The sequence below is a fragment of the Algibacter sp. L3A6 genome, assembly GCF_009796825.1.
In the GTDB taxonomy this organism is placed as follows: Bacteria; Bacteroidota; Bacteroidia; order Flavobacteriales; family Flavobacteriaceae; genus Algibacter.
Genome location: NZ_CP047030.1, coordinates 2,204,543 through 2,218,581 on the forward strand (window position 1 = coordinate 2,204,543; position 14,039 = coordinate 2,218,581).

The 14,039-nt window shown below is 38.1% G+C and carries 2 protein-coding genes; both read right to left on the minus strand.

Features of this window, described 5'->3' with window-relative positions; all coding sequences use genetic code 11:
- Nucleotides 1-4: 4 nt before the first annotated feature.
- Nucleotides 5-12,898, minus strand: coding sequence for an Ig-like domain-containing protein (locus GQR98_RS09280; RefSeq protein WP_159019264.1), 12,894 nt, complete (start codon nucleotides 12,896-12,898; stop codon nucleotides 5-7).
- A gap of 931 nt (nucleotides 12,899-13,829) precedes the next feature.
- On the minus strand, nucleotides 13,830-14,003 hold the full coding sequence (locus tag GQR98_RS09285; protein ID WP_159019265.1) for a hypothetical protein: 174 nt from the start codon (nucleotides 14,001-14,003) through the stop codon (nucleotides 13,830-13,832).
- Nucleotides 14,004-14,039: the final 36 nt, after the last annotated feature.

A 14,039-nucleotide genomic window follows, 5' to 3' on the forward strand; every position in this document is an offset into this window, starting at 1 on the left:
CAAATCATTTGCAATCACAGGATTGAAATTGGAGTTCCTTCCGGCGTGTAGTTGTGTCAGCATTAGCAATAGGCGCTTCATTCTCAGGACCACTTACTGGTAATACTTCGATATAAACTGTAGCAGTATCACAAGCTTGAGGATTCCCATCATCACAGATTGTATACTCAAAAGTATCTTCACCAGTAAAATCAGGATTAGGTGTGTAAGTATATGTTCCATCAGAATTGACAACCACAGAACCATTAGCAGGTTGCGTGTTAGCAGTTACTGATTGGTTATCACCTTCGAAATCTTCATCGTTGGTTAATACATTACCAGTTACGGGTTGTCCAACGAATGTGTTGTTGATATCGGCAATAGCGTCGGTTGTGTTTTCAATACCACCAACGGTAATGTAAACGGTAGCTGTATCACAAGCTTGCTCAGCATTATCATCACAAATCGTATAAGTAAACATATCTGTTCCAACAAACCCAGGGTTCGGCGTGTAGGTAAAGTCACCGTTAGGCGCTACTGTTACTGTACCGTTAGTTGGGTTTGTGTTAGCTGTTACTGTCTGGTTATCACCTTCAACATCATTATCATTAACTAAAACGTTTTGTGAAATCACAGCATCCGGAGTTGTTGTGTATGCATCATCATTAGCATTAGTTGTATTTGGAGCATCTGTAGGTTGAATAGTTACTGTAACCGTAGCCGTATCACAAAGTGCAGGATTAGCATCATCACAAATAGTGTAAGTGAATGTATCCTCACCAATGAAACCGTCATTAGGTGTATAAGTAATTGTTCCATCAGGATTCAGTGTTACTGTACCGTTATCCGGAGTTGTAGTTTCTGTTACAGAAATAGCATCACCATCAGGATCAAAATCATTTGCAATCACAGGGATTGAAATTGGAGTTCCTTCCGGCGTTGTAGTTGTGTCAGCATTAGCAATAGGCGCTTCATTCTCAGGGCCACTTACTGGTAATACTTCGATAAATACAGTCGCAGTATCACAAGCTTGAGGATTCCCATCATCACAGATTGTATACTCGAAAGTATCTTCACCTGTGAAACCAGGATTAGGGGTATAGGTGTAAGATCCATCAGGATTCATTACCACTGTACCGTTATCCGGTTGTGTATTCTCAGTTACTGTTTGTGCATCACCTTCGAAATCTTCATCGTTAGTTAATACATTACCAGTTACGGGTTGCCCAACGAATGTGTTGTTGATATCGGCAATAGCATCGGTTGTGTTTTCAATACCACCAACGGTAATGTAAACGGTAGCTGTATCACAAGCTTGATCTGCATTATCATCACAAATGGTATAAGTAAACATATCTGTTCCAACAAACCCAGGGTTCGGCGTATAGGTAAAGTCACCGTTAGGTGCTACTGTTACTGTACCGTTATTTGGGTTTGTGTTAGCTGTTACTGTCTGGTTATCACCTTCAACATCATTATCATTAACTAAAACGTTTTGTGATATCACAGCATCCGGAGTTGTTGTGTATGCATCATCATTAGCATTAGTTGTATTTGGAGAATCTGTAGGTTGAATCGTTACTGTAACCGTAGCGGTATCACAAAGTGCAGGATTCGCATCATCACAAATGGTATAAGTGAATGTATCCTCACCAATGAAACCGTCATTAGGAGTATAAGTAATTGTTCCATCAGGATTCAGCGTTACTGTTCCGTTATCTGGTGTTGTAGTTTCTGTTACAGAAATGGTATCACCATCAGGATCAAAATCATTTGCAATCACAGGGATTGAAATTGGAGTTCCTTCTGGCGTTGTAGTTGTATCTGCATTGGCAATAGGCGCTTCATTCTCAGGACCACTTACCGGTAATACTTCGATATAAACTGTAGCGGTATCACAAGCTTGAGGATTACCATCATCACAGATTGTATACTCAAAAGTATCTTCACCAGTAAAATCAGGATTAGGCGTGTAAGTATATGTTCCATCAGGATTCATTACCACAGAACCATTAGCAGGTTGCGTGTTAGCAGTTACTGATTGGTTATCACCTTCGAAATCTTCATCGTTAGTTAATATATTACCAGTTACGGGTTGCCCAACGAATGTGTTGTTGATATCGGCAATAGCATCGGTTGTGTTTTCAATACCACCAACGGTAATGTAAACGGTAGCTGTATCACAAGCTTGATCTGCATTATCATCACAAATGGTATAAGTAAACATATCTGTTCCAACAAACCCAGGGTTCGGCGTATAGGTAAAGTCACCGTTAGGCGCTACTGTTACTGTACCGTTAGTTGGGTTTGTGTTAGCTGTTACTGTCTGGTTATCACCTTCAACATCATTATCATTAACTAAAACGTTTTGTGAAATCACAGCATCCGGAGTTGTTGTGTATGCATCATCATTAGCATTAGTTGTATTTGGAGCATCTGTAGGTTGAATAGTTACTGTAACCGTAGCCGTATCACAAAGTGCAGGATTAGCATCATCACAAATAGTGTAAGTGAATGTATCCTCACCAATGAAACCGTCATTAGGTGTATAAGTAATTGTTCCATCAGGATTCAGTGTTACTGTTCCGTTATCCGGAGTTGTAGTTTCTGTTACAGTGATTGTATCACCATCAGGATCAAAATCATTTGCAATCACAGGGATTGAAATTGGAGTTCCTTCCGGCGTTGTAGTTGTGTCAGCATTAGCAATAGGCGCTTCATTCTCAGGACCACTTACTGGTAATACTTCGATATAAACTGTAGCAGTATCACAAGCTTGAGGATTCCCATCATCACAGATTGTATACTCGAAAGTATCTTCACCAGTAAAATCAGGATTAGGCGTGTAAGTATATGTTCCATCAGGATTCATTACCACAGAACCATTAGCAGGTTGCGTGTTAGCAGTTACTGATTGGTTATCACCTTCGAAATCTTCATCGTTAGTTAATATATTACCAGTTACGGGTTGCCCAACGAATGTGTTGTTGATATCGGCAATAGCATCGGTTGTGTTTTCAATACCACCAACGGTAATGTAAACGGTAGCTGTATCACAAGCTTGCTCAGCATTATCATCACAAATCGTATAAGTAAACATATCTGTTCCAACAAACCCAGGGTTCGGCGTATAGGTAAAGTCACCGTTAGGCGCTACTGTTACTGTACCGTTAGTTGGGTTTGTGTTAGCTGTTACTGTCTGGTTGTCACCTTCAACATCATTATCATTAACTAAAACGTTTTGTGAAATCACAGCATCCGGAGTTGTTGTGTATGCATCATCATTAGCATTAGTTGTATTTGGAGCATCTGTAGGTTGAATAGTTACTGTAACCGTAGCCGTATCACAAAGTGCAGGATTAGCATCATCACAAATAGTGTAAGTGAATGTATCCTCACCAATGAAACCGTCATTAGGTGTATAAGTAATTGTTCCATCAGGATTCAGTGTTACTGTTCCGTTATCCGGAGTTGTAGTTTCTGTTACAGTGATTGTATCACCATCAGGATCAAAATCATTTGCAATCACAGGGATTGAAATTGGAGTTCCTTCCGGCGTTGTAGTTGTGTCAGCATTAGCAATAGGCGCTTCATTCTCAGGACCACTTACTGGTAATACTTCGATATAAACTGTAGCAGTATCACAAGCTTGAGGATTCCCATCATCACAGATTGTATACTCAAAAGTATCTTCACCAGTAAAATCAGGATTAGGTGTGTAAGTATATGTTCCATCAGAATTGACAACCACAGAACCATTAGCAGGTTGCGTGTTAGCAGTTACTGATTGGTTATCACCTTCGAAATCTTCATCGTTGGTTAATACATTACCAGTTACGGGTTGTCCAACGAATGTGTTGTTGATATCGGCAATAGCGTCGGTTGTGTTTTCAATACCACCAACGGTAATGTAAACGGTAGCTGTATCACAAGCTTGCTCAGCATTATCATCACAAATCGTATAAGTAAACATATCTGTTCCAACAAACCCAGGGTTCGGCGTGTAGGTAAAGTCACCGTTAGGCGCTACTGTTACTGTACCGTTAGTTGGGTTTGTGTTAGCTGTTACTGTCTGGTTATCACCTTCAACATCATTATCATTAACTAAAACGTTTTGTGAAATCACAGCATCCGGAGTTGTTGTGTATGCATCATCATTAGCATTAGTTGTATTTGGAGCATCTGTAGGTTGAATAGTTACTGTAACCGTAGCCGTATCACAAAGTGCAGGATTAGCATCATCACAAATAGTGTAAGTGAATGTATCCTCACCAATGAAACCGTCATTAGGTGTATAAGTAATTGTTCCATCAGGATTCAGTGTTACTGTACCGTTATCCGGAGTTGTAGTTTCTGTTACAGAAATAGCATCACCATCAGGATCAAAATCATTTGCAATCACAGGGATTGAAATTGGAGTTCCTTCCGGCGTTGTAGTTGTGTCAGCATTAGCAATAGGCGCTTCATTCTCAGGACCACTTACTGGTAATACTTCGATATAAACTGTAGCAGTATCACAAGCTTGAGGATTCCCATCATCACAGATTGTATACTCAAAAGTATCTTCACCAGTAAAATCAGGATTAGGCGTGTAAGTATATGTTCCATCAGGATTCATTACCACAGTACCGTTATCAGGTTGTGTATTCTCAGTTACTGTTTGTGCATCACCTTCGAAATCTTCATCGTTAGTTAATATATTACCAGTTACGGGTTGCCCAACGAATGTGTTGTTGATATCGGCAATAGCATCGGTTGTGTTTTCAATACCACCAACGGTAATGTAAACGGTAGCTGTATCACAAGCTTGCTCAGCATTATCATCACAAATGGTATAAGTAAACATATCTGTTCCAACAAACCCAGGGTTCGGCGTATAGGTAAAGTCACCGTTAGGCGCTACTTTTACTGTACCGTTAGTTGGGTTTGTGTTAGCTGTTACTGTCTGGTTGTCACCTTCAACATCATTATCATTAACTAAAACGTTTTGTGAAATCACAGCATCCGGAGTTGTTGTGTATGCATCATCATTAGCATTAGTTGTATTTGGAGCATCTGTAGGTTGAATAGTTACTGTAACCGTAGCCGTATCACAAAGTGCAGGATTAGCATCATCACAAATAGTGTAAGTGAATGTATCCTCACCAATGAAACCGTCATTAGGTGTATAAGTAATTGTTCCATCAGGATTCAGTGTTACTGTTCCGTTATCCGGAGTTGTAGTTTCTGTTACAGTGATTGTATCACCATCAGGATCAAAATCATTTGCAATCACAGGGATTGAAATTGGAGTTCCTTCCGGCGTTGTAGTTGTGTCAGCATTAGCAATAGGCGCTTCATTCTCAGGACCACTTACTAGTAATACTTCAATATAAACTGTAGCAGTATCACAAGCTTGAGGATTCCCATCATCACAGATTGTATACTCAAAAGTATCTTCACCAGTAAAATCAGGATTAGGCGTGTAAGTATATGTTCCATCAGAATTGACAACCACAGAACCATTAGCAGGTTGCGTGTTAGCAGTTACTGATTGGTTATCACCTTCGAAATCTTCATCGTTGGTTAATACATTACCAGTTACGGGTTGTCCAACGAATGTGTTGTTGATATCGGCAATAGCATCTGTACAGTTAATAAGGATTTCAGTAGTAACTGTTGTACTACACCCATTAGCATCGATTACTGTTATTGTGTAATTGGCTTCAGGTAAATCAGAAAATGTTCCATTTGTTTGGTAGTTAGTTCCGCCATCAATAGAATAAGAATAAGGACTGATACCTCCAGTAGCTTCTGCTATTATTGTACCTAAACCTTCACATACAATATCTGTTTGATTACTAATAGTAACAGATACATTAGAGTCTGGTTGAATAATAGTTGCAGCGTCTGTAGTAATGCATCCATTTGCATCTGTAATAGTTACAGAATAAGTTCCTGCTATAACATTAATTAAATCTTCAGTTGTATCTCCATTATCCCAATTAAAGGTATAAGGAGCAGTACCACCATTAACAGCTAAATCTAAAGAACCAGTCGCATCATCTCTACATAATATGTTAGAGATCGCTATAGCCGAACTTAAAACATTAGGCTCGTTAATAGTAATAGTTGTATTTGTAGTACATAATGTTATAGTATCTGTTACAGTGATAGTATAATCTCCAGCAGGTAAATCGCTAACTGTAGCAGTTGTATTTGAGATGGTATCCCAAGCATAAGTAAAGTTTCCAGATCCACCAGTTACAGTAGCAGTAATGCTACCATTACTTTCTCCAAAACAAACAGCAGGAGTAGAAGCACCAGTTACTGATAAGTTAAGACAACTTCCAGGGTTAACGGTTACTGTTGTATTATCAGTACATCCGTTAGCATCGGTAACGGTTACAGTATAATCACCAGCATTAAGTCCTGTGATAGCATCTGTAGTTTCTCCGTTTGGTGACCAAGAATATGTATATGGTTCTACACCACCAGTAGTTGAAGTACTAGCAGTACCATCACCAGTATTTGGTCCTAATTCGTCTGTAGTTGTAGCTGTAATATTTAAAGCGTTACTAGGTTCTGTAATAGAAATAGTTTCTTCTACAGCTTGACAAACTGTTCCGTCGATAGCTACGCTAACAGAATATACACCAGCATTTATCGCGCTAAGTGTACTTGATGTTACACCAGAATCAATTTGTCCGTTAGACCAAGTAAATGTAAAAGTAGCGCTTGGGTTAGCATCAGAGTTTGCTGTTACTGTTGCAGCTCCAGAAGCATCACCAGTACAAAGTACATCAGTAACGTTAGTTATTGCGATTTCAGCATCACAAGTATTTACACATTCGATAACAATACTTTGTGTTAATTCACATTTATTAGCATCTGTAATAGTAACACTGTGTGTGCCATTTGATAAATTAGTAGCAGTAGCTGTTGTCACATTACCAGCAGAAGCACTCCATTGATAAGTGTATCCTTCAGTACCACCAGAAACTATAGCTGTTGCTTCACCATTAGCACATCCTTGTGCTGTAGTAGCATCTATTTTAGTTATGTTTAAACTAATTGGGCTAGTAGGTTCAGAAATTGTATCACCAATAGAAGTTGTACATCCGTTGGCATCTGTAATTGTTACATTATAAGCACCAGCGATAACATTTGATAAATCTTCAGTTGTTGAGTTATTGGTGTCGTTCCAAACAAAAGTGTATGGAGCAGTACCACCAACTACATTAATATCTATACTTCCAGTTGCTTCGCTGTTACAAAGTACATCGGTTACCGTTGCAATTGAGGCAGATAATTCAGCATCTGGTTGTGTTATAATAATATCTTGATTAAAAGCACATCCATTAGCATCTAAAACGATAACAGTATAATTTCCGTTAGCAAGATCTTTGAAGGTTCCGTCTAAAATGTAATTAACACCATTATCAATAGAATATGAGTAAGGTGCTATACCACCATCTCCTTTTACAGTTACTTCAGCAGTAGCATTTCCAAAACAATTTACATTTGTTTGATTTGTTATTGAAGCAGATACATTAGAGTCTGGTTGAATAATAGTTGCAGCGTCTGTAGTAATACATCCATTTGCATCTGTAATAGTTACAGAATAAGTTCCTGCTATAACATTAATTAAATCTTCAGTTGTATCTCCATTATCCCAATTAAAGGTATAAGGAGCAGTACCACCATTAACAGCTAAATCTAAAGAACCAGTTGCATCATCTCTACATAATATGTTAGAGATTGCTATAGCCGAACTTAAAACATTAGGCTCGTTAATAGTAATAGTTGTACTTGTAGTACATAATGTTGTAGTATCTGTTACAGTGATAGTATAATCTCCAGCAGGTAAATCGCTAACTGTAGCAGTTGTATTTGAGATGGTATCCCAAGCATAAGTAAAGTTTCCAGATCCACCAGTTACAGTAGCAGTAATGCTACCATTACTTTCTCCAAAACAAACAGCAGGAGTAGAAGCGCCAGTTACTGATAAGTTAAGACAACTTCCAGGGTTAACGGTTACTGTTGTACTATCAGTACATCCGTTAGCATCGGTAACGGTTACAGTATAATTACCAGCGTTAAGTCCTGTAATAGCATCTGTAGTTTCTCCGTTAGGTGACCAAGAATATGTATATGGTTCTACACCACCAGTAGTTGAAGTACTAGCAGTACCATCACCAGTGTTTGGTCCTAATTCGTCTGTAGTTGTAGCTGTAATATTTAAAGCGTTACTAGGTTCTATAATAGAAATAGTTTCTTCTACAGCTTGACAAACTGTTCCGTCGATAGCTACGCTAACAGAATACACACCAGCATTTATAGCACTAAGTGTACTTGATGTTACACCAGAATCAATTTGCCCGTTAGACCAAGTAAATGTAAAAGTAGCACTTGGGTTAGCGTCAGAGTTTGCTGTTACTGTTGCAGCTCCAGAAGCATCACCAGTACAAAGTACATCAGTAACGTTAGTTATTGCGATTTCAGCATCACAAGTATTTACACATTCGATAACAATACTTTGTGTTAATTCACAATTATTAGTATCTGCAATAGTAACACTGTGTGTGCCATTTGATAAATTAGTAGCAGTAGCTGTTGTCACATTACCAGCAGAAGCACTCCATTGATAAGTGTATCCTTCAGTACCACCAGAAACTATAGCTGTTGCTTCACCGTTAGCACATCCTTGTGCTGTAGTAGCATCTATTTTAGTTATGTTTAAACTAAGTGGGCTAGTTGGTTCAGAAATTGTAGCTCCAATAGAAGTTGTACATCCGTTAGCATCTGTAATAGTTACATTATAAGCATCTGCAATTACATTAGATAAATCTTCTGTAGTTGAATTATTAGTATCATTCCAAACGAATGTATACGGAGCAGTACCACCAATAACAGAGATATCGATACTTCCCGTAGCTTCACTGTTACATAATACATCTGTTATTGTTGTTATTGAAGCAGCTAAAGCCTCGTTAGGTTTTGTAATAGTTACTGTTGCAGTTGCACTACAATCTTTATCATCTGTAATAGTTACGGTATGTGTACCCGCATTTAAACCCGTTGCAGTAGCAGTAGTTTCACCATTATCCCAAGAATAGGTATAATTTCCATTACCACCAGCAGGCGTTGCAGTAGCAGAACCATTAGCTTCTCCAAAGCAAACCACTGGGCTATCTTGAGCAGCAGTAGTAGTTAAGGCAGCACTAGGTTGTGCTATTGTAACTGTTGCAGTTGCACTACAATCTTTATCATCTGTAATAGTTACGGTATGCGAACCAGCATTTAAGCCTGTAGCAGTAGCCGTAGTTTCACCATTATCCCAAGAGTAGGTATAATTTCCATTACCACCAGCAGGCGTTGCAGTAGCAGAACCATTAGCTTCTCCAAAACAAACCACTGGGCTATCTTGAGCAGCATTAGCAGTTAAAGCAGCACTAGGTTGTGCGATTGTTACTGTTGCAGTAGTGGTACAATCTTTATCGTCTGTAATAGTTACGGTATGCGAACCAGCATTTAAGCCTGTAGCAGTAGCCGTAGTTTCACCATTATCCCAAGAGTAGGTGTAATTTCCATTACCACCCGCAGGCGTTGCAGTCGCAGAACCGTTAGATTCTCCAAAACAAACGACTGGGCTATCTTGAGCAGCAGTAGCAGTTAATGCAGCACTAGGTTGTGCGATTGTTACTGTTGCAGTAGTGGTACAATCTTTATCATCTGTAATCGTTACGGTATGCGAACCAGCATTTAAGCCTGCAGCAGTAGCCGTAGTTTCACCATTATCCCAAGAATAGGTATAATTTCCATTACCACCAGCAGGAGTTGCAGTAGCAGAACCATTAGCTTCTCCAAAACAAACCACTGGGCTATCTTGTGTAGCAGTAGCAGTTAATGCAGCACTAGGTTGTGCTATTGTAACTGTTGCAGTTGCACTACAATCTTTATCATCTGTAATAGTTACGGTATGTGTACCCGCATTTAAACCCGTTGCAGTAGCAGTAGTTTCACCATTATCCCAAGAATAGGTATAATTTCCATTACCACCAGCAGGCGTTGCAGTAGCAGAACCATTAGCTTCTCCAAAACAAACCACCGGGCTATCTTGTGTAGCAGTAGCAGTTAATGCAGCATTAGGTTGTGCGATTGTTACTGTTGCAGTAGTGGTACAATCTTTATCATCTGTAATAGTTACGGTATGTGTACCCGCATTTAAGCCTGTAGCAGTAGCCGTAGTTTCACCATTATCCCAAGAGTAGGTATAATTTCCATTACCACCAGCAGGAGTTGCAGTAGCAGAACCATTAGCTTCTCCAAAACAAACCACCGGGCTATCTTGAGCAGCATTAGCAGTTAAAGCAGCACTAGGTTGTGCGATTGTTACTGTTGCAGTAGTGGTACAATCTTTATCATCTGTAATAGTTACGGTATGCGAACCAGCATTTAAGCCTGTAGCAGTAGCCGTAGTTTCACCATTATCCCAAGAGTAGGTATAATTTCCATTACCACCAGCAGGCGTTGCAGTAGCAGAACCATTAGCTTCTCCAAAACAAACCACTGGGCTATCTTGTGTAGCAGTAGCAGTTAATGCAGCACTAGGTTGTGCGATTGTTACTGTTGCAGTTGCACTACAATCTTTATCATCTGTAATAGTTACGGTATGCGAACCAGCATTTAAGCCTGTAGCAGTAGCCGTAGTTTCACCATTATCCCAAGAGTAGGTATAATTTCCATTACCACCAGCAGGCGTTGCAGTAGCAGAACCATTAGCTTCTCCAAAACAAACCACTGGGCTATCTTGTGTAGCAGTAGCAGTTAATGCAGCACTAGGTTGTGCGATTGTTACTGTTGCAGTTGCACTACAATCTTTATCATCTGTAATAGTTACGGTATGCGAACCAGCATTTAAGCCTGTAGCAGTAGCCGTAGTTTCACCATTATCCCAAGAGTAGGTATAATTTCCATTACCACCAGCAGGCGTTGCAGTAGCAGAACCATTAGCTTCTCCAAAACAAACCACTGGGCTATCTTGTGTAGCAGTAGCAGTTAATGCAGCACTAGGTTGTGCGATTGTTACTGTTGCAGTAGTGGTACAATCTTTATCATCTGTAATAGTTACGGTATGCGAACCAGCATTTAAGCCTGTAGCAGTAGCCGTAGTTTCACCATTATCCCAAGAGTAGGTATAATTTCCATTACCACCAGCGGGCGTTGCAGTAGCAGAACCATTAGCTTCTCCAAAACAAACCACCGGGCTATCTTGTGCCGCGCTAGCTGTTATAGCATTAGGCTGGTCTACAATTATAGCTCTAGCAAATATAAATGTACATCCAGAAGCATCTGTGATATCAACATTATAATTTCCAGCAGGTACATTTGTTAAATCTTGAGTTGTAGCACCGTTACTCCATGAATATGTATATGGAGGGTAACCACCACTAACATCAAGATCAATACTTCCTGTTGATTCGCCGAAGCAATCTACAGATGTATTTTTAGAAATAACAGCTCCTAAATCTTCAGAAGTGATAGTTGTGGAGATGATATTACTTTCACAACCACTATTAATATTTTTAATTCTAAAATTGTAAGTTCCGGGGCCTAAATCGTTAAAATTTGGAGAGCTTTGATAAGCGCCTCCGTTAACTAAACTAGAGCTGTATTCGTATTGTGACCCTAAAGGACTTGTAATATTTATATTATATTTTCCAGAAGTTTCGTTACATACTATGTCTAATGCAGGATCATCCGGTAATGTATTAAATGTAAGGGTTACCGTATTAGTATCTGTAATACCGTCATTTGGAGCAGGAAGTCTTACTCTATATGTAAACGATACGCTTCCTTCATAATTTGGAGAAGACGTGTAAGTGTAAGATCCGTCAGGGTTTAAATTAAATCCAAGACCAGAAGGAGAAGGCCCAGAAACTAATTCGTAAGTAGAGCCTGTTGGTACACTTGATGAATTATCAATCTGTCCATTAAATGTGCCTTGATCAATACATCCAAAATCGGTTTGCGGTTGTGCGTAACGTTGTAAAACGAAAAATTTACCATCACCATCATCTTTAGAAGCAGAAATAAATCTAATTCTCGAAATTTTTGAGCCCGTAGGTGCAATTGTATTTAAGTTAAAAAGAGCAATTGCTATATCTTGATCATTATCTTGCTCACGCCCTGATGTCCAATAATCGGTATTATTATTTTTTGGTGCTTTAAATCCAACACCTCTATTATCTCCAACACTTCTTACAAAAGTGTCTCCAAGCGGTTGTTCTACAGTACTTCCTGGAAGTGTTCCGAATAAGCGAATGTAGAAACAGTTATTTCCACCTCTTTCTGTAACAGCAAGTATACCTCCATCGTTAGAAGGTAAAGCTGGGTCGTAAAAAAGCGTTTGCATTTGAGCATCTGTTTCAGCAGATCCGTTAATACCGTTGGCTTTATTAAAATTACCACAAATATTATCACCATTACCATTAGATGTATAATAACGGTTAAGGTTTTTAGATTCAAAAGTTGCTAACGCATCATCATCCCATGGAGTATTATCGGTAGGGTCGAATGTTGCGGTTGCACTAGATTTAATAACACTAAGGCCATTTCCAAATATCTCATTTATTGCATTTCCGCCTGGTCCTAATCGAGTAAGTTGGTATCCTGATGGTACAGCGAATGTGTTGTAAACAGCACCATTTACTGTAATCGATTCGATTGTTGCAGGGCGATTATTTTCAGTGTCTGAAATTGTGCCATCGCTATCGATATCTTGGATGTCCGACCATTGAAAGGTGACATTCTCTCGAATCGAAGGAGATTGCACACCAATTTGTGCAAATGATGAAACCGATACTAACAACAATAAAGCGATAAATGTTAACGCTTTATTTGGTGATGTTAATCTTGGTAAGTAATTTACTTTCATAATAATATTTTTAAAGCAACTATAAATAATTTTCTTCTAAATGGTTTTGGATGTAGTTAACCTGGATACTTCGTTTGGGTATAAAAATTGATAATAAATTATCTGATTTAAAATACCTTGAGAGATGGTCTTTGTAAGTGACCTTTTTACTCGGTAAAACAGTAACATCTAAAATTACATTGAATATGTTTTTTTTGAGGCGCAATAGCTTAAGTGTTTTTTAGAAAATTAGACGGCGTGTTTATTACCTCTAAGTTTTTTGAACAGTAAGTTTGACTTTGTAATTTTTTGAATCTTTAATTTGAGTCTTCTTCGTAGAGGGGATGAGAAGCTATTAAAAGTAGTTTTGTTTTCATAATTCTGTTCTTAAGGGGAATCAAATGTACAATTACATAGACACAGTAAATTACGAAATGTCACATTTAACAAGTAAAAACGACTAAAGTCAAAAAAAAATTGTTTAGGCATATTACAATGTAAGTATTATCTTATAGTGTTTTCATGGTGGAATATTTTGGTTTTTAACGCATTACAACACAAAGAAATTGAATTTTATCGATAAAAACAATATTTCGTATTTAAAATTTGCTTTTTATCGAATAAAAAGTGTTTTTTGTCGATGTTTTTGGTTTAATTATTTTTTGTATGAAAAATGAATTTTTCTTAATAAATAAATGTTAAAATCGAGCCTAATTGTTAAATGTTGAAGAAGTAAACAATGAGATAAGTTTAAAAAAAGGGCGTAAAAATTGTAAATATTGAGGGTTATTTCGTGTAATTGAGGTTTAGTTGTGATTAATTAATAAAGAGGTTGTTTTCTTTGATTAATTCGGAATTTGGGGAAATAAATTAGAAGTGTTAAATGTTCTATTTATTCAAAAAAAAAGCCCATTATAACGAGTATATAATGGGCTTTGAAAAGGGGGGTAATCTAGTCTTCAATTCTTATTGTAACAGTGCTTTCAATAATTACTTTTTTGTTGTTCAATCGAGCATCACTAAAATAAGATTTAGCATCAATTTTTGCATCAATAAGTTCGTTTATTCTATTACTGTGATATTCAAATAATCTTGATTTTATAGCATGAAAAAAAGCCTGTTTCAAAATATTGAAACAGGCTTTAGTAATTATAGATTTTAA